The 24,901-nt window shown below is 61.2% G+C and carries 20 protein-coding genes and 1 pseudogene; 13 read left to right on the top strand and 8 right to left on the bottom strand.

What is annotated here, in order from left to right; all coding sequences use genetic code 11:
* Nucleotides 1-3 precede the first annotated feature (3 nt).
* Nucleotides 4-474, top strand: a complete 471-nt coding sequence (locus J8I87_RS20235) for an Lrp/AsnC family transcriptional regulator (RefSeq protein ID WP_209933630.1) — start codon at nt 4-6, stop codon at nt 472-474.
* A 293-nt stretch (nt 475-767) separates the two neighbouring features.
* On the opposite strand, the gene J8I87_RS20240 is transcribed toward J8I87_RS20235, so the two are convergent.
* On the bottom strand, nt 768-1,406 hold the full coding sequence (locus tag J8I87_RS20240) for a hypothetical protein (protein ID WP_209933561.1): 639 nt from the start codon (nt 1,404-1,406) through the stop codon (nt 768-770).
* Here J8I87_RS20240 and J8I87_RS20245 point away from each other — a divergent pair.
* From J8I87_RS20245 to ppk2, 5 genes are all read left to right on the top strand, one after another.
* Nucleotides 1,405-2,910, top strand: coding sequence for an NAD-dependent succinate-semialdehyde dehydrogenase (locus J8I87_RS20245; RefSeq protein WP_209933562.1), 1,506 nt, complete (start codon nt 1,405-1,407; stop codon nt 2,908-2,910). The two genes, J8I87_RS20240 and J8I87_RS20245, sit on opposite strands and share 2 nt — an antisense overlap.
* A 38-nt stretch (nt 2,911-2,948) precedes the next feature.
* Nucleotides 2,949-4,346 carry an aspartate aminotransferase family protein gene (locus tag J8I87_RS20250; RefSeq protein WP_209933564.1) on the top strand — a complete coding sequence of 466 codons (1,398 nt, stop codon included), beginning with the start codon at nt 2,949-2,951 and terminating at the stop codon, nt 4,344-4,346.
* A 163-nt stretch (nt 4,347-4,509) separates the two neighbouring features.
* Nucleotides 4,510-6,234, top strand: a complete 1,725-nt coding sequence (gene ggt, locus J8I87_RS20255; protein WP_409518777.1) for a gamma-glutamyltransferase — start codon at nt 4,510-4,512, stop codon at nt 6,232-6,234.
* A 124-nt stretch (nt 6,235-6,358) separates the two neighbouring features.
* Entirely contained in the window at nt 6,359-6,754 is a 396-nt protein-coding gene (locus J8I87_RS20260) for a VOC family protein (protein WP_209933566.1), read from the top strand.
* Nucleotides 6,755-6,924: 170 nt separating this feature from the next.
* Nucleotides 6,925-7,851 carry a polyphosphate kinase 2 gene (gene ppk2, locus J8I87_RS20265; RefSeq protein WP_209933567.1) on the top strand — a complete coding sequence of 309 codons (927 nt, stop codon included), beginning with the start codon at nt 6,925-6,927 and terminating at the stop codon, nt 7,849-7,851.
* A 166-nt stretch (nt 7,852-8,017) separates the two neighbouring features.
* On the opposite strand, the pseudogene J8I87_RS20270 reads toward ppk2, so the two are convergent.
* Nucleotides 8,018-8,308 (bottom strand): annotated as a pseudogene (locus J8I87_RS20270) (inorganic phosphate transporter); the annotation flags it as partial.
* A 164-nt stretch (nt 8,309-8,472) separates the two neighbouring features.
* On the opposite strand from J8I87_RS20270, the gene J8I87_RS20275 reads away from it, so the two are divergent.
* Entirely contained in the window at nt 8,473-9,414 is a 942-nt protein-coding gene (locus J8I87_RS20275) for a LysR substrate-binding domain-containing protein (protein ID WP_209933568.1), read from the top strand.
* 363 nt (nt 9,415-9,777) lie between these two features.
* Nucleotides 9,778-10,857, top strand: a complete 1,080-nt coding sequence (locus J8I87_RS20280) for a diguanylate cyclase (RefSeq protein ID WP_245254040.1) — start codon at nt 9,778-9,780, stop codon at nt 10,855-10,857.
* A gap of 72 nt (nt 10,858-10,929) precedes the next feature.
* On the opposite strand, the gene J8I87_RS20285 is transcribed toward J8I87_RS20280, so the two are convergent.
* The 3 genes from J8I87_RS20285 to J8I87_RS20295 all read right to left on the bottom strand — a co-directional run bounded on the left by J8I87_RS20285 (nt 10,930) and on the right by J8I87_RS20295 (nt 15,165).
* Nucleotides 10,930-11,832 carry an aspartyl/asparaginyl beta-hydroxylase domain-containing protein gene (locus J8I87_RS20285; RefSeq protein ID WP_209933570.1) on the bottom strand — a complete coding sequence of 301 codons (903 nt, stop codon included), beginning with the start codon at nt 11,830-11,832 and terminating at the stop codon, nt 10,930-10,932.
* Between the two features lie 143 nt (nt 11,833-11,975).
* Nucleotides 11,976-13,040 carry a DedA family protein/thiosulfate sulfurtransferase GlpE gene (locus tag J8I87_RS20290; RefSeq protein WP_209933571.1) on the bottom strand — a complete coding sequence of 355 codons (1,065 nt, stop codon included), beginning with the start codon at nt 13,038-13,040 and terminating at the stop codon, nt 11,976-11,978.
* A gap of 109 nt (nt 13,041-13,149) precedes the next feature.
* Complete coding sequence (locus J8I87_RS20295) at nt 13,150-15,165, bottom strand: VTT domain-containing protein (RefSeq protein ID WP_209933573.1); 2,016 nt, start codon at nt 15,163-15,165, stop codon at nt 13,150-13,152.
* A gap of 391 nt (nt 15,166-15,556) precedes the next feature.
* On the opposite strand from J8I87_RS20295, the gene J8I87_RS20300 reads away from it, so the two are divergent.
* Complete coding sequence (locus tag J8I87_RS20300; protein ID WP_209933574.1) at nt 15,557-16,435, top strand: H-NS histone family protein; 879 nt, start codon at nt 15,557-15,559, stop codon at nt 16,433-16,435.
* Nucleotides 16,436-16,473: 38 nt separating this feature from the next.
* On the opposite strand, the gene J8I87_RS20305 is transcribed toward J8I87_RS20300, so the two are convergent.
* A complete protein-coding gene (locus J8I87_RS20305; protein ID WP_209933575.1) occupies nt 16,474-16,653 on the bottom strand; it encodes a hypothetical protein in 180 nt (59 codons plus the stop codon).
* 140 nt (nt 16,654-16,793) lie between these two features.
* Here J8I87_RS20305 and aldA point away from each other — a divergent pair, with 140 nt between their 5' ends.
* The 4 genes from aldA to J8I87_RS20325 all read left to right on the top strand — a co-directional run bounded on the left by aldA (nt 16,794) and on the right by J8I87_RS20325 (nt 22,636).
* Nucleotides 16,794-18,218 (top strand): aldehyde dehydrogenase, encoded by a 1,425-nt coding sequence (gene aldA, locus J8I87_RS20310; RefSeq protein ID WP_209933576.1) that lies wholly within the window; start codon nt 16,794-16,796, stop codon nt 18,216-18,218.
* 154 nt (nt 18,219-18,372) lie between these two features.
* Nucleotides 18,373-19,695 carry an MFS transporter gene (locus J8I87_RS20315; protein ID WP_209933577.1) on the top strand — a complete coding sequence of 441 codons (1,323 nt, stop codon included), beginning with the start codon at nt 18,373-18,375 and terminating at the stop codon, nt 19,693-19,695.
* Nucleotides 19,696-20,913 carry a mandelate racemase/muconate lactonizing enzyme family protein gene (locus tag J8I87_RS20320; protein WP_209933578.1) on the top strand — a complete coding sequence of 406 codons (1,218 nt, stop codon included), beginning with the start codon at nt 19,696-19,698 and terminating at the stop codon, nt 20,911-20,913. It begins immediately after the preceding gene.
* Nucleotides 20,914-20,968: 55 nt separating this feature from the next.
* Nucleotides 20,969-22,636: a GMC family oxidoreductase gene (locus J8I87_RS20325; protein ID WP_209933580.1), complete on the top strand. Its 1,668-nt coding sequence runs from the start codon at nt 20,969-20,971 to the stop codon at nt 22,634-22,636.
* Nucleotides 22,637-22,737: 101 nt separating this feature from the next.
* Here J8I87_RS20325 and J8I87_RS20330 read toward each other — a convergent pair whose 3' ends face one another.
* Together J8I87_RS20330 and J8I87_RS20335 are read right to left on the bottom strand one after the other, a co-directional pair.
* Nucleotides 22,738-23,340 (bottom strand): IMPACT family protein, encoded by a 603-nt coding sequence (locus tag J8I87_RS20330; protein ID WP_245254041.1) that lies wholly within the window; start codon nt 23,338-23,340, stop codon nt 22,738-22,740.
* Nucleotides 23,341-23,718: 378 nt separating this feature from the next.
* Nucleotides 23,719-24,732, bottom strand: a complete 1,014-nt coding sequence (locus J8I87_RS20335) for a Gfo/Idh/MocA family protein (RefSeq protein ID WP_209933582.1) — start codon at nt 24,730-24,732, stop codon at nt 23,719-23,721.
* Between the last annotated feature and the right edge of the window lie 169 nt (nt 24,733-24,901).

Raw genomic sequence — 24,901 nt, forward strand, 5'->3', positions numbered from 1 at the left:
ATGATGAAACTCGATCGCTACGATCTCGCGATTCTTCGCATCCTCGCGCGGGATGGGCGCATTACAAAGTCGCGTCTCGCCGAGGAGGTGAATCTGTCGATTTCGCCCGCGTGGGAGCGAGTGCGGCGGCTCGAAGAGAGCGGCGTGATTCGTGGTTATCGAACGGATATCGATTGGGCGAAGGTGTTCAAGGGCAGTCGCATTGTTGTTGAGGTGACGCTCGCGCGGCATACGGCGCAGGATATGCGTCGCTTTGAAGAGCGCGTTGCGGCTGCGCCTGAGATTACCCAGTGTTATGCCACGGGTGGTGGCGTCGATTACGTGCTGCATGTGATGGCGCGGGATATTGATCACTATCAGCGGTTCATTGATGTGTTGCTTACCGATGAGCTTGGTATTGAGCGCTATTTCACGTATGTCGTGACCAAGGTTGTCAAGGATGGGGGAGAGTCGGTTTTCGATTGGGAGGGGTGAGGTTGCTTTGCCGCTGGCGCTGTTTGCTCTGCCGCTGGGGCTGTTTGATCTACCACTATCGCTGTTTGATCTGCCACTGTCGCTGGCATCCGCGATGCGCCTCGCGGCGCGGGCGTTGCCCCTGTGCGGGGCGGCACCTACTTTCTTTGCCGCGGCAAAGAAAGTAAGCAAAGAAAGCCGCTCACACCGCCAATGCTTGACGTTTATCCACGGGCCCCCAACGTCCCCATCCTTCTCACGGCGACGTGCTGGCAGTTTCCGTTGCCAGCGCAATGACTGGCGCTTCACCCGCTTCAGCACCCGCGTTGCAGACCGCGGCCTTGATTGATCAGCGCCCTGTGCGGCAAACCTATGTAGGCCTTCGCGCCTTTAGAACACCGTCGCGGCGTGACGTGTTTACACAGTTGGAGCGCTGCCCTGTGAGGCGCGACAACCAACATATGTTTGCCGCAAAAGGACACTGAAAAATCAGGCACGGGTAGGCGCTGTACGAGCGCGTAAAGCGGGTGAGGCATTAATCCATGCGTTGGCAACTCACGTGGGCAAGCACGCAAACAGGAGAAGTGTGGGGCCGTTGAGAGCCCGTGGGTAACGGTCAAGGATTGGCGGTGTGAGCGGCTTTCTTTGCCTACTTTCTTTGCCGCGGCAAAGAAAGTAGGTGCCGCCCCGCACAGGGGCAACGCTTGCGCCGCGAGGCGCATCGCGGATGCCAGCGCCAGCGGCAGATCAAACAGCGCCAGCGGCAGATCAAACAGCGCCAGCGGCAGAGCAAACAGCGACAGCGGCAAATCAAACCGCCCCAGGCAAACCCAAAAAACACTTACCAACACATGAGAAAAACAGAAAAAACCGGCACCAGAAGAACCCCAAACAAAAAAACCGCCGGCCGCATGGCCAATAAAGTAGAGGCATCGCATACAGGAGATCATCATGTTGCTGGGTCATCCCGTTCTGTTCAAATCGCTGTGTTACGTCGACGGCCGCTGGATGCATAGCGAAACAGCATCCACGGTAGCGGTGCAAAACCCCGCCGATCAGGAAGTGATCGGCCACGTCCCGATGCTCGAAGCATCGCAAATCACGCAAGCCGTCGATGCCGCGCAGCGCGCGTTCGAAACCTGGCGCTGGGTTCCCGTCGCGAAGCGCGCCGCCTTGCTGCTGCGCTGGCATGAACTCGTGCTGCGTCATCAAAATGATCTCGCGGGCATCCTCGCGCTCGAACAAGGCAAGCCGCTCGCCGAAGCAGCGGGAGAAATCGCGTATGGCGCGAGCTTCATCGAATGGTTCGCGCACGAAGGCAAGCGCCTGAATGGACGCACGATTCCAACCCACATCGACGGCGCCCATCTCGGCACGATGATGGAACCCGTCGGCGTCGCCGCGTTGATCACGCCATGGAACTTCCCGAACGCGATGATCACGCGCAAGGCGGCAGCGGCACTCGCGGCGGGTTGCACGGTCGTCGTGAAGCCCGCACATGAAACGCCGTTCTCGGCGCTCGCGCTTGCGCAGCTCGCGGAAGAAGCGGGCTTTCCGGCCGGCGTGTTCAACGTCGTGCTCGGCGAACCGCAAATGACGATGGAGACGCTCGTGCGCGATCCGCGCGTACGCACGGTGAGCTTCACAGGCTCGACGCGTGTCGGCTCGCTCGTGATGCAGGCCGTCGCGCAAAGCGGCATCAAGAAGACGGCGCTCGAATTGGGCGGCAATGCGCCGTTCATCGTGACGGAAGACGCCGATCTCGAACAGGCCGTGCGCGTCGCCGTCGCCGCGAAATTCCAGACCTCGGGACAAGACTGCTGCGCGGCAAATCGCATCCTCGTTGCGCGCCCCGTGTACGACGCATTCGTCGAACGCTATGCGCAGGCCGTGCGCGCGCTGAAAGTGGGCGCGGCGTTCGAGGCGGGCAGCGAGGTCGGTCCGTTGATGCATCAGGCCGCGTTCGATGCAACTGCGCAGCGTGTCGAAGATGCGCGGGCCAAGGGCGCGCGCGTCGTCGTCGGCGGTGCGCCGCATGCACGCGGCGGCTGGTTCTTCGAGCCGACCGTGATCGCCGATGCGTCGAAGGGCATGCGCATCTACGACGAAGAGAACTTCGCACCCATTTCGGCCGTGTCGCCGTTCGACTCGCTGGATGAAGCGATCGCACGCGCAAACGACACGGAGTACGGACTCGCCGCGTATCTTTGCGCAAAGGATCTGAACACTGTTTTCCAGGTAATCCGCCAACTCGACTTCGCGATGGTCTCCGTGAACGGTGCCAGGTTCACGGGCGCGCCGATCCCGTTCGGCGGGATGAAGGCGTCGGGCCTCGGCCGCGAAGGCGGGCTCGAAGGATTCGAGCCGTTTGTCGAAACGCGTTATTTCTGCCTCGGTCAACTGGGCTTGCCCGTCGCCGACGCTGCTTCTCGTGCTCATCGGCCGCTTGCCGCATGAGCTCATCATTCAACTATCGATCAGAAACGGAGTGTCCCATGACCCAGCTCGACCAACTGTTCAGCGCGGATCGCGCGCATTTCATGCATCCGTCGACGCACGCTCACGATCACGAGAGCGGCGCATTGCCCGGACGCATCGTGAGGGGCGCCAAAGGCATCCGCATCGAAGACCATCAAGGCAAGTCGTTTATCGACGCATTCGCAGGTCTCTACTGCGTGAATATCGGCTACGGCCGCACGGAAGTCGCCGACGCGATCTATGAGCAGGCGAAGAAACTCGCGTATTACCACACGTACGTCGGACATTCGACGGACACGATCATCGAATTATCGTCGCGCATCATCGACTGGTCGCCGAAGGGCATGAAGAAGGTCTACTACGGCATGTCAGGTTCCGATGCCAACGAAACGCAGATCAAGATCGTCTGGTACTACAACAATGTAAAGGGCCGACCCAACAAGAAGAAGATCATTTCGCGCCAGCGCGGCTACCACGGCTCCGGCATCGTCACGGGCAGCCTGACGGGCTTGCCGAGCTTCCATCAGCATTTCGATTTGCCGATCGAGCGTGTCAAGCATACCGTGTGTCCGCATTGGTATCGCCAGGCGCCCGCCGGCATGAATGAAGCGCAGTTCGTCGACTATTGCGTCGAAGAACTGGAGAAGCTGATTGCGAAAGAAGGCGCGGACACGATTGCCGCTTTCATCGCCGAGCCCGTGATGGGCACGGGCGGCATCCTGCCGCCGCCCGCCGGTTACTGGCCCGCGATCCAGAAGGTGCTGAAGAAGCACGACATCCTGCTGATCAGCGATGAAGTGGTATGCGGCTTCGGGCGCCTCGGCTCGAAGATGGGCGCGCAGCATTTCGGCATCGAACCGGACCTCATCACGGTCGCAAAGGGTTTGACGAGCGCGTATGCGCCGCTGTCCGCTGTGATCGTCGGCGAGAAGGTTTGGGATGTGATCGCCCAGGGCTCGCAGGAATACGGGCCGATGGGACACGGATGGACCTATTCCGGGCATCCCGTTTGCGCAGCAGCCGCGCTCGCGAATCTGGATATCCTCGAGCGCGAGAACCTCACGCAAAATGCGGCGGACGTCGGCGGCTATCTGCTTCAACAACTGCATGCGGCATTCGACTCGCATCCGCTCGTCGGCGAAGTGCGCGGCGCAGGCATGCTTGCGGCGCTCGAATTCATGGCGCACAAGGAACAGCGTCGTCCATTCGAAGCCGCGTTGAAAGTCGGTCCACGTGTTTCTGCCGCTGCGCTGCAACGCGGACTGATTGCGCGCGCAATGCCTCATGGCGACATTCTGGGCTTTGCGCCGCCACTCATCACGACGCGCGCCGAAGTGGATGACATCGTCAAGTTGACGAAGGATGCAGTGGATGAAGTGGCGTCGCAAGTACTCAACGAAAAGGCGCTTGCGTGACAGCATCTTTAGCTGGGTTGCATCCGACGTAATCGAGTGAGAAGCGGCTGCATGCGCTGCGCATGGGCCGCTTCGCAATTGAGTGCATTGCGTGTTATAAGCCAAAGACAGGCCTTTCGTGCCTGAACCAGAAGAACGTCTTTGGAGACACGCATTGAAATCAATCTATAAAGCCAGCTTCTCCGCAACAACTCTCGCGGTAGCCGCGCTCTTCACTACCTCGGCTGGATTCCTCGAATCCGCACCCGCCTACGCCAAGGCGCCTCCCAAACAGCAATCCGTACTGAATGCGTCGGCTGTGGCCGTCGCGGACAGGTACAGTGCCGATGCTGCCGAGCAGATCTTCAAGGAAGGCGGCAATGCCGTCGACGCAGCCGTGGCGATCGCGTTCACGCTTGCTGTCACGTATCCCGAAGCGGGCAATATCGGCGGCGGTGGCTTCATGACGCTGTACGTGGATGGCAAGCCATATTTCATCGACTATCGGGAGCGCGCGCCGTTGACGGCAACGCGCAACATGTATCTCGATGAGCAGGGCAACGTCATCAAAGGCAAGAGCCTGTATGGCCATGACGCAGTCGGCGTGCCGGGCACGGTGGCGGGCATGTGGGAAGCGCAACGCCGTTTCGGCAAGCTGAAGTGGAAGCAGGTTCTCGCGCCCGCGATCAAGTATGCGCGCGATGGTTTCGAAGTCGATGCACAGCTTGCGAAGCGCCGCGAAGATGCGGAGAAAGACTTTGCTGGCAAGACGAACTTCACTCGCTATTTCGGCAATCTTAAAGAGGGCGTCAATTTCAGGCAGCCGGAACTCGCTGCTGTGCTGACGCGTGTCGCAAACCTGGGCGCGCGCGAGTTCTATAACGGCAAGACGGCCGATCTGATCGCGGCATCGATGAAGGGGCACGGCCTCATCACGAAGCGCGACCTGCAGGAGTACAAGGCCGTGTGGCGTCAGCCCGTGCAGGCGGACTGGAACGGCTATCGCGTGATTACCGCGCCGCCTCCGAGTTCGGGCGGCATCGGCCTCGTGCAATTGCTGAAGATGAAAGCGGACCTGAAAAGCGACTTCGCCAACGTCAACCTCAATTCGCCGCAGTACATCCACCTCGTAGCGGAAATTGAAAAGCGCGTATTCGCGGACCGCGCGCAATATCTTGGCGATCCCGATTTCTACAAGGTGCCCGTCGCGCAGTTGACGGACGACGCTTACATTGCGAAGCGCGCGTCGGAGGTCAATACGGAGTCGCCGACGGACACGAAGACGGTGGTCGCGGGCTTGGGCACGTCGATGCCGGAGAAAGCGGAAACGACGCATTTCTCGGTGGTCGACAAGTGGGGCAATGCGGTGTCGAACACCTATACGATCAACGGCTATTTCGGCTCGGGCGTCGTGGCGGAAGGCACGGGCATCGTGCTGAACGACGAGATGGATGACTTCGCGTCGAAGCCGGGCGTGCCGAACATGTTCGGCGTGGTGGGCAGCGACGCGAATTCGATCGAGCCGAAGAAGCGTCCGTTGTCGTCGATGACGCCGACTATTCTGACGAAGGACGGCAAGGTGTCGCTCGTGATCGGCACGCCGGGTGGCTCGCGGATCTTCACGTCGATCTTCCAGGTGATCAACAATGTGTACGATTTCAACATGCCGTTGAACGAAGCCGTTGCCGCGATGCGTTTCCACCATCAGTTGCTGCCGCCGAACACGATCTTCTGGGAGCCGTACCAGCCTATCGACGGCGAACTGGCGGTGAAGGTCAAGGCGAAGGGCTATCAATTGCAGGCGCAGAACTTCAACGGCGACATTCAGGCGATCAAGGTCGACGGACAGCGTCCTGAGCCCGTATCCGACCCGCGTGGACGCGGCGTGACGCGCGTGATACCGCAATAGTGCTGCGTCGTGCGCCGGCGTTGCCTGTCCGATGACGGCGTGACGCCGTTGTCGATTCGCCTGGCAGCGGGCATTGCCGGTGGCAGTGTCCGCTGTTTTCACATTATGCAGTGAGGAGGCCGCGATGAATCAGCCAGTATCGTCAAACGACAAAGACGACAAAGACGACGTGCAGTTCGAAGGATTGAGCGCTGTCACGCTTGCGACGCACGACATGGCGCGCGCCGTGGCGTTCTACCTGGCGCTCGGTTTTCCGCTTTCTTATGGCGGCCCGCTAGAGGCTTTTACGTCGTTTGCATTTGGCGGTACCTATCTGAATCTGATTCACGACACCAGGGGGCCCATCATGTGGTGGGGGCGGGTCATCGTTCATGTATCCGACGTCGATGCCGTCTATCACAAGGCGCTCGCTGCGGGCTTCAGCCCCGAAGCGCCGCCCGCCGACGCTTCGTGGGGAGAGCGATATTTTCATATCTGCGATCCCGACGGCCATGAAATCAGTATTGCAAAGAGGCTTTGATCCGTTGCTCCCACGGCGGCGCCTGACGGGCCGACTTTTTCGGTTGGCGTGGTTTGAAGGCCCGCAGCCCGAAGGAGTAATATGAATGACACCCGCGAACCTTACAATCACAAGAGCCCGCGCGCAGCGTCAACACTCTCCCGTGGAACGGAAAAACAGGAGCCACTGTGATGAAGGAATCCGAGCACGAACTTGACATCGCGTCGCTCGCCGCCCGGCAGCGCCGCTTCGAGGAGGACCTCGTCGATGCCTACGACGAGGAACTTGAAATGGAGATCGACGACCGAATCCTCGACGGCTCGGAGGCCTTTACGCCCGAGGCTCGCGAAGCACGCAAACACTATTTCCGCGAACTGTTCCGTCTGCAGGGCGAACTCGTCAAGCTGCAGGACTGGATCGTCAAGACGGGGCATCGTCTCGTTGTGATCTTCGAAGGCCGCGACGCGGCGGGCAAGGGCGGCGCGATCAAGCGCATCACGCAGCGCCTGAATCCGCGTGTGTGCCGCGTCGCCGCGCTGCCCGCGCCCAACAACCGCGAGCGCACCCAATGGTATTTCCAGCGCTATGTGAGCCATCTCCCCGCAGGCGGCGAAATGGTGCTGTTCGATCGCAGCTGGTATAACCGCGCGGGCGTCGAGCGCGTAATGGGCTTTTGCACCGACGACGAATACGAAGAGTTTTTCCGTTCCGTGCCGGAGTTCGAAAAGATGCTGGTGCGCAGTGGCGTTCAGATCCTCAAGTACTGGTTCTCCATCACCGACGAAGAGCAGGAAATCCGCTTCCAGGCACGCATCCACGATCCGCTCAAGCAGTGGAAGCTGAGCCCGATGGACCTCGAAAGCCGCCGCCGCTGGGAGTTGTACACGCAAGCGAAGGAGGTGATGCTGCAGCGCTCGCATATTCCCGAAGCGCCCTGGTGGGTCGTGCAGGCCGTCGACAAGAAACGCGCGCGCCTGAACTGCATCCAGCATCTGTTGAGCCAGGTCCCGTATCACGAGATCGAGCATCCCGCTATCGTGCTGCCGGAGCGCGTCTATCACGACGAATACAGCCGTCAGCCTGTGCCGGCATCGATGATCGTGCCTGAGGTCTATTGACGGGTTGTTCAAAGGCGCAAATGCAAAGCGCGGCGTCAGTGAACTGACGCCGCGCTTTTTTTGTTGCGCATTGCGTGCTGCTTGCTGCCTTCCGCTTGCCGCCGAGCGCGCCTTCCAGTGGCGGCGATGCCCGGCCCCCGCGGCATGCGAGGCCGGGCATGCGCGATCAGAACAGATGGCGTAACAGCCAGTAGAGCCCCCCGGACAGCACGATCGATGCCGGCAGCGTCAACACCCAGGCAAGGATCAGGCTGCGCACGGTGCTCCATTGCAGGCCGGAGCCGTTGGCCGCCATCGTGCCCGCGACATCCGACGACAACACGTGCGTGGTCGAAACGGGCAGGCCGTACACGTCGGCGGCGCCGATCGTGGCCATCGCGACGAGTTCGGCCGACGCGCCCTGGCCATAGGTCAGGTGTTGCTTGCCGATCTTTTCCCCCACCGTCACGACGATGCGCCCTCCTGGGCCAGTATGTCGGTACGATGACCAAGCGCATGACCGATATGCCCCTTAACAATCGGGTCCGTGCGCAACGGCGCTGATGCGCTGACTTCAGACGCTAAAATGCACGCTTGGCCCTTAGGCGCCGACCTTCAGACGAGACGTCCTTGAAAAGAAAAATGCCAGCGCTCAATGCGCTCAAAGCCTTCGAAGTCGCCGGGCGCACCGGCAGCTTTACGCGCGCGGCGGAATTGCTCAACGTGACGCAAAGCGCGGTGAGCCGTCAGGTGCGGCAACTCGAAGAGCAACTCGGCGAATCCCTGCTGCAGCGCCGGCATCATCATCTCGATCTGACGGCATCCGGCCGCGTTCTGCTTCAAGCGTTGCAGCAATCTTTCGACAAGATCGAATGGACCGTGCGCACCATTCAGGAGAAGACCCACCTCAACCGCTTGCGGATCAATGTTCCGCCCACGTTTGCAAGCCGTTGGCTTTTGCCTCGGCTGGGCCGCTTGCGCGCGGAGCATCCGGAACTCGAACTGAGCGTGTCGACGCGGCTCGAAGACGACCTCGCCGAATCAAACGTGCTCGATTGCGCGGTGCGTTTCGGCAACGGCGAATGGGAAGGCCTCGACAACCTGCTGCTGATGAACGAACGGCACATTGCCGTGTGCTCGCCCGGGCTGCTCGCGCGCCAGGCGGGCAATGACGGCATCGATCTCAACCAGTTCACGCTGCTGCATGTACTGGCCGGCGACAACCAGCGTTATTTGACATGGCAGCACTGGCTCAAGGCGGCGGCCATAGAAGGCGTCAATACGTCGGGGGGCTTTGAATTCGATCTTCTCGATCACGCGATTCGCGCGGCGATCGACGGTCTCGGCATTACGATCGCCGACCGTCATATGATTGCGCACGAGCTTGCCAATGGACAACTCGTGCAAGTGCTGAATGTACATGTCGATGGGCACCAGTCCTATTGGCTCGTGACGCGCCCCGAGCAGGGCGACTTGCCCCATGTCGCTGTCTTTCGCGATTGGCTGCAACAGGAAGTGTGGCTGACTCAGCGCAGCTTCGAATCGTCGGCGGCTTCGCCCGTGCCTTTGATCAGCGGCCACTGAAGCGCGGATCGGCTGCTTCGCTCTTGATTCATTTCTAGTGATTCATTTGCATCGTATCGCGCTGAAATGCACACTGCGCGAGCCTGCGGATTTCGTTCGATTCGTCAAGCAAACGTTTCAAATCCGGCATTCAGGCTGATGGGAAAACAACGGACGTACGACAGAAGCGCTTCCATCCCTTGAATGGACTAATTGCCAACTGCATATACTGGTATCATTTTTATACCGATCCATGACGTTGCGCCTGCATCTAAAGACGCGCAACGTTCTCGTCAAAGCGCAGCGCAAACACGAGCTTCAGCACGCGATGCACCATGACGGTCGTGCGTCTTCAATTTCTCGCAGTCACTTGCTCAGGGATCGATGAAGTTGGCAACGAATAGCAAAGCCGGGCAAGGGAAACGCTTTGTCGAGCGCATCTATCGTTTGCGCATTGCCGGGCTCGGGCTTGGTTTCTTTTGTGTCGCGTCGGTCTTCGCGCAACAGCATCGCGGCTATATGCTGTGGTCGCTGCTGGTATTGCATGGTTTCATCTGGCCGCACATCGCACGGCGCGCCGCGCTTGCGTGTGAAGTCCCGTATCGCGGCGAGCGCCTGAATCTGATGATCGATGCGCTGCTAGGCGGTTTCTGGGTCGTGGCGATGCAGTTCAATGTCCTGCCGAGCGTGCTGATTCTCGCGATGCTCAGCATGAACAATATCGCCGCCGGCGGCCTGCGTCTTTTTGCGCGCGGCGTCATTGCGCACTGGCTCGGTTTCCTGTCCGGGCTCGTGACGCTCGGTCCCGGGTTCTCGCCGATGTCGCAGATGCCGACCATACTCGCGTGCCTGCCATTCCTGATCATTTATCCACTTGCGTTGGGCCTGACTAGCTATCGGTTGTCCCTGAAGCTCGCGCAGCGCACGCGGGAACTGGAACATCTGAGCCGGACCGACGGTTTGACGCGGCTATGGAACCGGCGGCATTGGGAAGGGCTGCTCGCGCAGGAGTTCGAGCGCTGCCGTGAGAACCGGTACGCGTCGTGCCTGCTTTTGATCGACCTCGATCACTTCAAGCGGATCAACGATACGTTGGGTCATCCCGCTGGCGATGCAGTGTTGCAGGCGTTCGCCGATCTGCTGCGGCGTCATTTCCGTACGGGCGACAGCATCGGCCGCTATGGAGGCGAGGAATTCGGAGTCGTGCTGCCGGGCGCGACGCTGCGTGAGGCGCACACGATCGCCAAGGTGCTGGTGCAGCGCGTGCGTGAGAAGACCAGAGAGGCAGCCGCGGAATGCCCGTGCACCATCAGCGTCGGCATCGCCCAGCTGACGGACAGCGTGCCCGACTATCACACCTGGCTGCAGGAGGCCGATCGCAGTCTCTATCAGGCCAAGGCGACGGGGCGCGACCGGATCGTCGTCGGCGGCCTTGCGCCCGTGCAGGAAGCGGTGCGCGGCTGATCGGCAATACACCGCCGCGCTTTAGAGCAAACGCGCGGCTCTCAAAGAGCTGGCGCTTTAGTTCTTTAGTGCTTAGAGCGCATACACAATGCCGGCGAAAATCGAGCCGAACAAAACCCACTTGACGACGTAATAGGTCGGCCGATGCCACGCCTTCAGGCGCTTGCCGACGCGCCGGATCGCGTACACGTACTTGAAGGCGCGATTCAGGAAGCCGGTGCGGTCGCCTGCTTCATTCGGCGAGCTGGCCGCGCGCATCACGACGTTCGAGAACATCCTGTTCAACGCGGCTGCCCAGCGGAAGTACATGGGCCTTTCGACATCGCAGAACAACACGATGCGCGACACGTCGGTCTCGTTTTTCGCGTAGTGAATATAGGTCTCGTCGAACATCACGGTTTCGCCGTCTCGCCAGTAGTATTGCTGCCCATCCACGTCGATATAGCACCTGGGGCTCGCCGGCGTGACGAGGCCGAGGTGATACCGCACCGACCCGGCATAAGGATCGCGATGGCGAACCAGACTCGCGCCCGGCGGCAACTGCGCGAACATCGCAGCCTTGACGGTCGGAATTTCCTGCAATAGACGCGTCGTCACGGGGCAAAGGGATTGTGCCGATGGATGCGGCGCGTCATACCATTTCAGGTAAAAGCGGCGCCAGCCGGTCTTGAAGAACGAATTGAAGCCGATGTCGTTGTAATTCGTCGAGGCCGATATTTTTTGCGCGGCATCCACAGCCAATGCTTCTTCACGAATGACTTTCCAGTTGGCTTTGAGCGGCGCCAATTCGGGAAAACGTTCCTGGTCGATATAGGCGGTGGCCTTTAGCGGCGAAAACAGATAGCACAGGCAGTTAATTGGCGCCAGAAAGGTCGAATGATCTGACAGTTGGCGTGCGAACTTGAAGCGGGCATTGCCCCGCCTTATCACGTAAGCCACGCTTGCAACAAACCAGATAATGAATAACCAGCGCATTCCTTAAACTCCAGGGTTTTACCTGAGCACGCAGCTTTAACAGCTAACTTAAAGAAATGGATTTTAGCGAGAATTACGCCAGCGTGCCTTGAAGCGTACCGGGCGCGCGCAAATGGAAAAGAAGTACCAAAGAACTCAAATTTTCAACTCGAGACAGCGCCTCTTGGGGCAATGCCGCGCAACGTTATCGCGCGCTTGTCGGGCAGCGTGCGGCGCTTTTCGCGCGTGCGCGGCGCGGCGGCATAGTCGGAGCCGGTCGAGGGCTCGACTGTATAGCCGCGCCGCTCCCATGCGTCGAGTCCGCCCCTTAGCGCGCGAACTCGCGTAAAGCCTTTGTCGCGCATTTGCTGCGACAGCGTTTTAGCCGTGACGTCGTCGGCGCACACGCAATAGACGACGACATCGCGCGCAAGCAACGCGGCATCGACGGTGCCTGGCGAGTGAATGTCGAGCGGCAATGCGCCCGGAATGCGCTGCGGCGCCTGTCGCTTGACTTCGTCGGGGCGGGCGTCGAGTACGAGGGGCGGTTTGTCGGCGCGCATCATCGCGTCGAGTTGCTCGGGCGAAACGGGCGCGAACGACAGCGGCCGTTGCAGACGCCAGCGCTGGACGAACCGGAAAGCCAGATAGCACGCCGCGATGACGGCGAGCATATCGATGATCGTCCATCCATGCGCGCGGATTTCATGGAGCAGCATGTTGAGCTGCCGCTCGAATATCGCGCCGCCGAGCAGCCAGAACGTGGCCCATGCGACGATCCCGAGCGCATCCCATGCGAAAAAAAGCGTGATGCCGACGCGCGTCGTACCCATCAGCGGCGGGGTGATGATGGCGAGCCCGGGCACGAACTTCGACACGGACACGATGGCAAGGCCGAAGCGCATGAAGAGCACGCGTGCCTTGCGCATGTGTGCTTCGACAGCGGCCGACAGGCGGGCGAGCGCGTGAATCACCCGGCGGCCGAGCATGCGGCCCGCCGCGAACCATACGCCGTCGCCGATCAGCGCGCCCGCGAGAGCGGCCGTCAGGACATGCCAGAACGACAGATGGCCGTTCGCGACGGCCGTGCCTGCAAGCAGCAGAACAGGCACGGCGGGAATGGGGACCCCGAGGCGCGTGATCAGCACATTCAGGAACACGACGGCCGCGCCCCAGGTAGAGATTGCCGACGGATGGAATTCGACCAATTGCGTTGACTCCTCGCGCATTGCATCGCCTCGTCGCGCGCTTCCGGCCGCGCGGCCGGCGGCCGTTCATTGTTGCACGGCCCGGCCTGCCGGACATGCCGCGCCTGAATGTCAAACGGGTATAAGAGCCCTAACGGTCTCCCGATGCAATCAGCGTGACGGGAATATCGAGGCAGCCGATGGAGCGCGAAACTTCGAGTTCCCGCCATTCACTGTCGTGCGTTTTCGACGAGATGAGGGGATCGAGCTGCCTGTCGGTGCGCACCACATTGAAAGGCCACGATGGCCGCACCAGCCGTTCATGCACGAGCGAGCCGAGCCAGATCGGCGCGGGCGCGGCGCCATCGCGCCTCGCGACGGCATAGCCCGTGCGCCAGAAACGCAGCACATCGCGCTCGTCGCGCCGCTCCCGCTGCCGGCTGAATACGAGTGCGGACGGTTCGCCGTCGTTGAGCTTGGGCAGCACGGGCAGATCCATCACGGACACATCGGGCGACACGAGCGAGAACAGGCTGCGCGTGTTGAAACGCGAGCCCTCCAGCCAGCCCCGGCTGCGCAACTGCATGACGATCTGCTGCCGGTCGGCCGTCCATTGCACGGTGATCGGCTCGCGCCGGTCGCCCTTCATGTCGGAGCGATAGCAGGGGAACGTCTTCCACAGCGAGTCCGTCCACTGCGCCTGCGTGACGACGATGGGAGGACGCTCGTGCGCCTGCTTCGCCGCATCCGGCTGATGGCCGATGCCGATCTGCAAGCCGACGCTCGCGCACAGCACGGCCAGCAGCACGACAGGCATGTATTCGCGCGATGGCGGCGATTCCGGGTGCCGCCATACGGCAGTCAGCGCGACCACGGCGACCCAGACGGCCGCGAACGTCGCGCCGCCCACGGCATCGGAAAACGCAAAGCGGCCCGAGTACAGTCCGGCGAACGCAACGACGATCACGATCATGCTGGCAAGCGCGGCCACGGCGATGCCCGTCACCGTGCCGACGCGCCGCGCGACCACGAATGCGAGAAAGCCATAGACAGTGACGCTCGCCGCGACGTGGTTGCTTGGAAACGCGTAGATATCGGGTTGCGCGGCAGCGGGCGGCGTGTGATGAATGATGACCTGCATCGCGAAGATCAGCAGTTGCGAAAACATCACCGCAATCAGCCAGTAGACGACCGTGCGCCAGCGCTTCTCATAGGCCATCAGCGCGACTGACGTGACGATCAGCGCGGCGAGTGTCGGAACGCTGCCGAGCGTCGACGCGCGCGCGAGCGCTTCGCCAACCCACGGCGCGCGCGCGGACTGCAGAAAGCGATAGAACGACATGTCCACCTGGACGAGAGGGTCGCCGCTCACGACATCCTGCATCACGCCGAAAAAGATCCCTGCGCACAGCAGCACCAGAACGGATATCCCGACCAGCAGGCCGATGGCGGCGCGCTCAGGATCGACGATCCGATAGATCAGCTGGCCATAGGGCGCTTCGTGATCGCGCGCCCAGTTTACGATGCCGCGGCGCGACGCGCTCGCCCAGGCGCGTGCGTGCGACACGACCACGCGCATGATCCATATGCACAGCCACACGATGGCGACCACGATGGCGAGCGCGGCGACGAGGCGGAACGACACGGCGCCCGCGAGCTGGATCGACGCGCCGAACACGACGCCGGGAAGAATATGCGCGGGCGCCCACAGCAGCGCGGAGATCAGGTTCATCGCGTAGAAGCGCAGCGGCGGCATTTCGAGCATGCCGGCGACCACGGGAACGACGGCGCGCAGCGGCGCGGCAAAGCGCGCGAACACGACGCTCTTTGCGCCATGTCTGTCGAAATGCCTCTGGCCGCTTTCGAGCAGACCCGGATGCGTGCTGAACGGCCAGAGCCTGCCTATCCTGTCCTTATAGCGGCGGCCGACCCAGTAGCTCATTCCGTCGCCCGCCACCGCGCCCGCGATCGCGCACGCGAACAGCCAGCCGAGATTCAGGGTGCCCGTGCCGACCAGCGCGCCCGCGATGAACATCGCGGTGCTGCCCGGCACGAACGTGCCGATGATGGCGACGGCTTCGAGAAAGGCCGCAAGGAACACGACGACCAGCGTCCATGCCGTATGGCCTGCAAGCAGGTGCAGCAGCTGGACGTACGCGTGCTCCATCTAATTCTCCACGGATTGAAGCAGCCATCAAAGAGCACGGTGACGCGCGTCGATGCGCAAAAGGAAACGGTCGCTGAAAGTTTATCAGTGTCCTCCTGTTGGGCGCAGAGTTGCGGCCGCGCGGCAATCGGCATCGCGTAGCGACGTGACGCATTTGACGTTCTTAACGTTTGAAAGGGGCACATTATTCTCGCGGGATCGATGCCGGGTCGAACATGCTTGAGCGAGCGTTCAAAGGCGTTTAAGCGGTCGCGCGTTACAAAGCTGATACGAGTCTTAAGTGTAATGACATCCCGGTACTCAAAGCTTGCCTTGCCTGGGCTTTAAAACGATAGCGCTTCTAAGCAATTCCGTGGCATAGTCCGCGTATGTAATTTAAAGGGAGGTAATAATGGCTACATTGGAAAACATCCAGGCACGTATAAGGAAGCTGCAGACGCAGGCCGAAGCGATCGTCACCAAACGCGCCCAGGGCGCGCTTGACCAGATCAGGGAACTGATGATCAAGCACGGCCTCACCACGGAAGACATCGAGCGGCGCGCGAAGGCAAGGCGTGAACGAGAGCGCGCGCAGCGTCTTGGTCTCAAGAGCGGTGGGATGAAAACGGCGTCGGCTGCCAAAGGCAAATTGCCGCCCAAGTATCGCGATCCCGTTTCGGGGGCGACGTGGAGCGGCCATGCCCGCCCGCCGGCATGGATCAAGAACGTGAAAGACCGCAGCCAGTTTCTTATCGATCCGTCGGCGGCCGCGTCGCAATCCGCTGATACCGCCGCTGTGACCGTGAAGGCGGCTGCAAAGAAGACGGCGGCGAAGAAAACCGCTGCTAAAAAAACCGCTGCTAAAAAAGCTGCTGCTAAAAAAGCTGCTGCTAAAAAAGCTGCTGCTAAAAAAGCTGCCGCAGGGAAAACTGCAACCGCGAAGTCCGTGGGCCGAAAGGTTGCGAAGAAAGCTTCGGCGGTTGGCGCGAAGGCGGCCACCAAAAAGGCTGCCGTGAAATCGGCCTTCAAGACGACAGTCGCCAAAAAGGCGGCTGTGAAGTCGGCAGCAAGCTCAGCTCAGCCGGCTGCCGCCAAACGGGCCGCCGCGAAGAAGGCCGTAGCCAAGAAGGCCGCTGCGACCAAAGCGCCCGCGAAGAAGGCCGCAACCAGGAAAGTCGCAACCAAAAAGCTGAGCGCGAAGAAGGCGCCTGTGCAAAGCGTCGAGCCCGTCGTCGTCGAAGCGCCGGTGACTTTGCCGGAGCCCGCTGCGCCAGCGCCGGGCGAGGCCTGATCACGCCATTGAGCTAGAACCCGTCTGACGTCACGCCGTCAGACTGTCGCGCGGCGACCCGTTCGCCGCGCCCTGAACGCGAGCCGGTGCAACGCCGGCTCGTCGTAAGCGAGTCCCGCTTTTGCGCCTTGCAGTTCTCCCGCGCAGACGCAATTCCACATATCGGCTTGTTGCGCTGGCAGTTCCTTCGCCTGCCGGTTGCTTTTGCCCGTGATCATGAGTTTTTCGAATGTTTGTCGGTCGAATTACTCGCTTGCGCGGCATAAGGACGCAGAGAAGAATCCCGGTCATGCGCCGGCTGAATGTTTCAGATAGCCGCCGGTAATGTGCTTCAAGCACGCGTCACCAGGTAAGAACCATGCGACTCGACCGGAATTTCGTAAGCGGCCAGTTCGTCGAACCCGCGACCGACGAACTCATCTCCGTCTATAACCCCGCCACTGAGGCGCTGATCGCCCAGGTGTCGGGCGCGTCCCGCGAAGAGGCGCTGGCGGCAGTCGGCGCCGCCGCGGCCGCGCAGAAGAGTTGGCGCAAGCTGCCCGCCGCGGAGCGCGCAACTTTTCTGCACAAGCTCGCGGACGCCTTGACCGACTGCGCGCCCGCCATTGGCGCGGCGCTCGCGCTGGAGTCGGGCAAGAGCGTCGCCGACGCGACGAACGAAGCAATCTACGCCGGGCAGATTACGCGCTATCACGCGGAGTGGGCGCGCCGCATCGAAGGCGAGGTGATTCCGAGCGACACACCCGACGAAAATCTCGTGCTGCATCGCGAGCCGATTGGCGTCGTCGCATGCCTGATTCCGTTCAATTACCCCGTCTACACGTTCATGCGCAAGATCGCGCCGGCGCTGATCGCGGGCAACACGGTCGTCGTGCGGCCGAGCAACAACACGCCGACGTCCGCATTCGAAATCGCCAAGGCCGTTGTGCGCGCCGAATTGCCGCCTGGCGTCGTCAACATTCTGACGATGAGCCACGCGACGGCGGAAGCCGTTTGCACGCACCCCGCAGTCGGCATGATCACGCTGACGGGCAGCGTCGGCGCGGGCCGCAAGGTGCTCGACTATTGCAAGCAAAACATCGCGAAGCCGTCGCTCGAACTGGGCGGCAAGACGCCCGCCATCATCGAGCCGGATGCCGACCTTGAGAAGGCCGCACGCGAACTCGTCGGCTCGAAGACCACGCACTGCGGCCAGCTTTGCACGGCGATCGAGCGCGTCTATGTGCACGAGAGCGTGCACGATCAGTTCGTCGCGCTGCTGAAGAAGCATATGAGCGCCGTGAAGAGCGGCGACCGCAGCGCCGATGCGTCGCTGATGGGCCCGCTCGTCAACGAAGCGTCGCGCCAGTCGATTCACGCGATGGTCGAGCGCGCAATTGCCGACGGCGCGACGCTCGAAACGGGCGGCGTGATGCCCGAAGGCAAGGGCTTTTTCTATCCGGCCACGTTGCTGACGAACTGCCGTCAGGACATGGAGATCATTCAGGAAGAAACCTTTGGCCCAATCATGCCTGTCGTGCGTTACAACACGCTCGACGAAGCGCTGCAGATGGCCAACGACCACCAGTTCGGCCTGTCGTCGGTGCTGTACACCGAGAACTACCGCACGACGATGAAAGTCGCCAACAACATCGAAGCGGGCGAACTCTACGTGAACCGCACGCCTGCCGATCCGTACCAGGGCTTCCATGCAGGCTGGAAGCGCTCGGGCCTCGGCGGCGACGACGGCAAGCACGGCATGCTCGAATTCACGCAGACGCGTCTCGTCGTCATGAAGTACTGATCCTGTCAGAGCGCATCCCGCAGGCAATTCAACAAAAGCGGGTGCGCTCTTTTCTTAACCGCTATCAGCACACGCTGCATTCATAACAAAGATCTGGAGACACGACGGCCACGGCGCATGCCGTGCTCCTCGCGCGTCTCTTAGGAGCACCACAGTGGCAAGCCAACCTCTTCAAACGGGCGCCTCGAAGGCCCGTTCCGCCGACGCAATCGCGCAATCCGACAACAAGGCACAGCGTTATGTGCAACTGTTGTTGCTCGTCATTGCAGCCGGTGCAATCTATCCGATCCTGTATCTGCGCCAGGTCTATCAGCCGACGATGCTGGAAGTCTTCCACATCAGCGAAAGCGAGCTGGGCTACCTGTATTCGTCGCTGGGCACGATCTTCCTGATCAGCTACCTGCCGAGCGGCTGGCTTGCCGACCGCATCGCGCCGCGTTTGCTGATCAGCTTTTCGCTGGTTGCGACGGGCCTGCTCGGCCTGCTGTATTCGACCGCGCCGTCGTTCCATCTGTTGATGGCGATCTTCGGCGGCTGGGGCCTGTCGACGGGCCTGACATTCTGGGCGGCCGTCATCAAGCGCGTGTCGATGATCGCCGGCCACGACGAGCAGGGCCGCTTCTTCGGCTTTCTGGACGGCGGCCGCGGGCTCGTCGAAGCCATGCTCGCGACCATCGCGATCACGCTGTTCGCATGGATCACGCAGACGAAGGGCGAGCCGGCCGCCGTCGGTTTCCGTTTTGTCGTCTACATGTACGCGTTCCTGTGCATCGCGCTCGGCGTGCTGCTCGCGTTGATCAAGGACCCGTCGTCGAAAGCGGAGCAGGCAAGCCGCGCGCAGGCGGCAAAGCGCGGCAACGTGATCGCCGATCTGATCACGCTCGCGAAGATTCCCGAGCTGTGGCTCGTCGCCGTGATCGTGTTCTGCGGCTACCAGGTGTTCTGGGCGACCTACAGCTTCTCGGCGTATCTGCATGAAGGCGAGATCGGTCTGTCGGTCGTGATGGCGGGCACGATCACGACGCTCAAGCTGTGGATGCGTCCCATCGGCGGCATCGGCGGCGGCTTTCTCGGCGACCGTTATTCGAAAGTGACCGTGCTGATCGTCGCGCTCTTTCTCGCGTCGCTTTCGCTGGTCGGCCTGATCGCCGCGCCGAAGATCAGCAGCCATGCGCTGCTCGTGTTCCTCGTGCTCTTTATCGGCGTGCTCACGTATTCGATTCGCGGCCTCTACTGGTCGCTGCTCGACCGCTGCAACGTTCCCGCGCAAACGACGGGTCTCGCCATCGGCCTGATCTCGGTGCTCGGCTATTCCCCCGACGTGTTCCTGCCGCTCATCAACGGCTACCTGACGGAGACGTTCCCGGGCGTGCACGGTTATCAAATGTACTTCGGCTACGTGGCCGCCGTATCCGCCGTCGGCGGCTGTGCGGGCCTCGTGCTGCGCAATATGCTTAACAGGAAGGAAGGTGCGTAAATGAAAGTCGTCTCGCTCGAAACGCATATCGTCGCTGTGCCGCCGCCGCATATCGGCGGCATGTACTGGATCTTCGTCAAGCTGAAGACGGATTGCGGGATTGAAGGCGTCGGCGAAATCTATTCGGCGACGTTCCATCCGAATGCGATGACGCACATCATCGACGATGTGTTCACGCGCTATCTGCTCGACAAGGACCCGCATCACGTCGAACGCCTGTGGCGCGAAGCGTATTCGAGCGGCTTCACGCAGCGCCCCGATCTGACGATGATGGGCGTCGTGAGCGGCCTCGAAATGGCGTGCTGGGACATCATCGGCAAGGCGGCGAACAAGCCCGTCTACGAACTGCTGGGCGGCCGCGTGCATGAGCGTCTGCGCTCGTACACGTATCTGTATCCGAAGAACCGTCGCGGCGAATACGACTACGACGATCCCGATCTCGCCGCCGAATGCGCGGCGGAAAACGTCAAGCGCGGCTTTACCGCGGTGAAGTTCGACCCGGCTGGCCCTTATACCGCTTACTCGGGCCATCAGCTGTCGCTCGAAGTGATGGACCGCTGCGAAGCGTTCTGCCGCAAGGTGCGCGAGGCGGTAGGCAGCAAGGCCGATCTGCTGTTCGGCACGCATGGTCAGATGGTGCCATCTTCGGCGATCCGTCTCGCGAAGCGCCTCGAAAAATACGACCCGCTGTGGTTCGAAGAGCCCGTGCCGCCGGGGCAGCATGAGGCGATGGCCGAAGTGGCGAAGCACACGAGCATTCCCATTTCGGCGGGCGAGCGCCTCACCACCAAGTACGAGTTCCACAAGCTGCTTGAAGCGGGCGGCGCGTCGATCCTGCAACTGAACGTCGCGCGCGTCGGCGGTTTGCTCGAAGCGAAGAAAGTGGCGAGCCTCGCCGAGGTGTACTACGCGCAGATCGCGCCGCATCTGTACAACGGCCCCGTCGGCGCCGCCGCGAGCATTCAGCTGGCAACCTGCACGCCGAACTTCCTGATTCAGGAAAGCATCGGCACGTGGGGCGGTTTCCACGCGGAAATTCTCAAGACGCCGATCCGCTGGGAAGACGGCTACATCATTCCGTCGACGGAGCCGGGCCTTGGCGTCGAGCTAAACATGGAAGTCGTTGCGCAGCACACGCCGTACACGGGAGAGCGCCTGCATCTGCAAATGGCGTCGAAGCCCGCCGATGTGAAGGATCTCGCGCCCGCCAAGGGCTGATGCGCGAACGGTCTCAACGTATTCCAAGTATTGGACGCCTGCGGGCGAATAGAACATGAATTACGACTACATCATTGTCGGAGCGGGATCGGCGGGCTGCATTCTCGCGAACCGGTTGTCGGCGTCGGGCGAGTACTCGGTGCTGCTGCTCGAAGCGGGGCGCGCGGACGATTCGTTCTGGTTCAAGATTCCAGTCGGCTTCACGAAGACGTACTACAACGAAACGTACAACTGGATGTACTACAGCGAGCCCGAGAAGGAACTCGACAACCGCTCGCTGTATTGTCCGCGCGGCAAGGTGCAAGGCGGCTCCGGCTCGATCAACGCGATGATCTATGTGCGCGGCCAGGCGCAGGATTACGAGGATTGGGCGCAAGCGGGCAATAAGGGCTGGTCGTACCGCGATGTGCTGCCGTACTTCCGCAAGCTCGAATCGCACCCGCTCGGCAACACCGAGTATCACGGCGCGAGTGGTCCGATCGGCATTTCGCCGATGAAGGATGCCGCGCATCCGATCTGTCACGTGTTCCTCAAGGGCTGCGAACAGGCGGGCTACAAACGCACCGATGACTTCAATGGCGCGCAATTCGAAGGGGCCGGGATTTACGATGTGAATACGCGTAACGGCCAGCGTTCGTCGAGCAGTTTCGAGTATCTCCATCCCGTGTTGAATCGCAAGAATCTGACCGTCGAGCGCGAAGTGCTCGTCACGCAGGTGCTGTTCGACGCGTACAGGCGCGCGACGGGTGTGGCCGTCAAGCAGAACGGCAGTACGCGCCAGTTCACGGCGAAGCGCGAAGTGATCCTGTCCGCAGGCGCCGTCGATACGCCGAAGCTGTTGCAGCTGTCGGGTGTGGGCGACCGGGCGCTGCTCGAACAGCATCGCGTGCCGCTCGTTCATCATCTGCCCGCGGTCGGCCAGAACTTGCAGGACCATCTTTGCGTGAGCTTCTACTACCGCTCGAACGTGAAGACGCTGAATGACGAAATGCGTCCGTTGCTGGGCAAGATCAAGCTCGGCTTGCAATACATGCTGACGCGCAAGGGGCCGCTTGCGATGAGCGTGAACCAGGCGGGCGGGTTCTTCAAGGGTAGCGAGAGCGCGGCGTTGCCGAACCTGCAGCTCTATTTCAATCCGCTCTCTTACCGTATTCCGAAGAGCAACAAGGCGAGCCTCGAGCCCGAGCCGTATTCGGGCTTCCTGCTGTGCTTCAATCCATGCCGGCCGACGAGCCGCGGCTCGATCGAGATCGCGTCGAACCGTGTCGAAGATCCGGCGAAGATCCGCATCAACGCGTTGACGACGCAAAAGGATATCGACGAGGCCATCGAGGGTTGCGAGCTGGTGCGCAAGATCATGTCGACGCAAGCGCTCAGGGGCGTTACCGTCGAAGAAATTTCGCCGGGTCCGCAAGTGAACGATCGCGAAGGCTTTTTGCAGTACTTCCGCGAGCAGTCGGGCTCGATCTATCACTTGTGCGGTTCGTGCGCGATGGGGCCGGACGACGAGACCTCGGTGGTCGATGAGCGGCTGCGCGTGCACGGCATGTCGGGCCTGCGGATCGTCGATGCGTCGATCTTCCCGAACATCACATCAGGCAATATCAATGCACCGACGATGATGGTGGCGGAGAAGGGCGCCGAGATGATTCTCGAAGATGCGCAGCTTGCGGCTGGCGTGCAGGCACAACAATCGGCGCAGGCGTTCGCGGCCGCGCATTAGGCTGTTTTGGCTGATTCAGCGGCTCGCAACGGATAGCGGCCGCGTGCGGAGGAAGGTTCTCCGGCACGCGGCCGTTTTGTTTTGCATGTCGCCTGACACGTTCAGGCGTTGCCGTCGTCTTCAGGAAAAATCGCGCGGCCTTGTGTCATGTCGCGTAGCGCTGCGCGTGCGGCATCGATAGCCGTGACAGGCATGCGAATGGTCAACTGCACGCTCATTCCGTACGCGCTGTGTTCCAGCGCGTGATTCTCCTGTTCGATCCAGCGGCGCACGCGCGCCTCGTCCGCATAGCCGATTTCCACGCCAAGCGATGCCAGCGCGATCCGCTCGACGCGCGGCGCATCCTGGAGCGCGCTCGCGATTGCGTCGGTATAGGCGCGCACGAGGCCGCCCGCGCCCAGCTTCACGCCGCCGTAATAGCGCACGACAGCCGCCAGCACGCCGTCCAGATCATGATGCCGCAGCACTTCGAGTATCGGACGGCCTGCCGTGCCGGACGGCTCGCCGTCGTCGGACATGCCGGACTGGCCGCCCGCCAGCAGCGCCCAGCACACATGCGTGGCGGTGGGGTGTTCTTCGCGCAGGCGGCGCAGTTCGTCCATCGCGGCGTCGCGGTCGGCGACGGGTATCGCGTAGGCAATGAAGCGGCTCTTGCGGATTTCGAGTTCCGCATGAAGCACTGAGGGAAGCGTGAAAGTCGGCAAGGCGGCTGGATACCTGGATGACAGCGGATTCGCCATATTAACGGATGCGCGCGCGTGCCCGTCTGATGTTGCCGTCGGCGCGAACGTCAAGCGGCTATTTTGACTCGATTTGGAAGAGTTTCTTGCTCACTTGCGTAATGACGCGGGCTGAATGCCAGCCGATAATGCATCGCATGACGGATCTAGCTCTGGCTGGGGCGATGCCGGACTCCTCATCCGGTGATCCGTCAACCCTTCACTTCAATTCAGCGAGGTACTCTATCGCTGGAATCATTGCTGCGTTACGCGTTCCGCCTGAGTGACCCGTCCGCGACGACTATGCCCAGATTGTCCAGAGTCGCGAACGGGCAGTGGGCGGGATTGTGCCTGCGAAGCATTTCAACTTTGCAGGATTCTCTCCCACGCGCCCGATTGAGCCGAGCGGCACACGGCACTGATCACTCGCATATTTGCGCGTGAATCTTCTAACGGAATGGCCTGCGGGCTCCCACTCAAGATCGCCTCCGCGAACGTGGCAGCTGCCACGCCATATTGATCGCAGATCGGAAGTTCCAGCCAGCGATCAGTCGCGACACCCTCGCTTGTGTATTCACTCACTAACAGACGCGTCGGTCGATCATTTGGTGCATTGAATGGAATCTCGACCTCGATCCGCCCTTTGGTTCCGTGAAATTGCATCCGCTGGTAGGGATGGGTCTGAGTCGAGTAAAAGAAGCTCACCTGCACACCATCGAAGTCCATCAGCACGGAGCCGAGCCGGTCCACTTTGAATATCGGGTCCTGCTCCATCAACGCAACCACCCGCCTTGGCTCGCGCCCGATAATGAAGCGTGACGTTGTGATGGGATAACAACCAATATCGAGCAGACCGCCGCCACCCAGTTCGCTCTGGTTGCGGATATTGTGTGCGTCCGTGTTGTAATAGGTGAAGCCGCCGGTCACTGCCCGCAATTCGCCAATCACACCTTCGTCGATCAAGGCCCGCACCTTCAACCATTGCGGATGCGTGCGAACCATGAAGGCTTCCTGTATGTATCGGCCGTTCCTGTCGCGCTCAGCGATGAGTCGTTCAACCTGTTGAGCGTCCAGCCCAATCGGCTTCTCACATAGGACGTGCTTGCCCGCCTCGACGGATTTGATCGTCCATTCCATATGGATGTGATTGGGCAATGGAATATATACCGCGTCGATTTCCGGGTCCGCCAGGAGCGCTTCGTAACTGTCGTATGCGACAGCCAAACGATATTTGGCCGCGGCTTCCAGAGCCTTCTCCTGAGATCGCGACGCGATGCCCTTCACTCGACACTTTTGCGCGTTGTGCATGGGCACGACAACCTTGTCGTTGATCTTTGCGGTGCCCAAGATCCCCCAGACCATTTCATCCGTCGCCATGACATCCCTTTTTCCGATTGAGTTTCCAGGAGTCGAGCAGGTTGAAGATTCGCGTGCGTCGGCAAGTCCATGAGGCCGCGAACGACCAGAAGTGCTCAATCGTGCCAGTTTACACTCGGCGACTTCGGTGCGGAGCTGACGTTTAGATGACTGAGTGAAATTGCAGTCG

The sequence above is a fragment of the Paraburkholderia sp. LEh10 genome, assembly GCF_017814945.1.
In the GTDB taxonomy this organism is placed as follows: Bacteria; Pseudomonadota; Gammaproteobacteria; order Burkholderiales; family Burkholderiaceae; genus Paraburkholderia.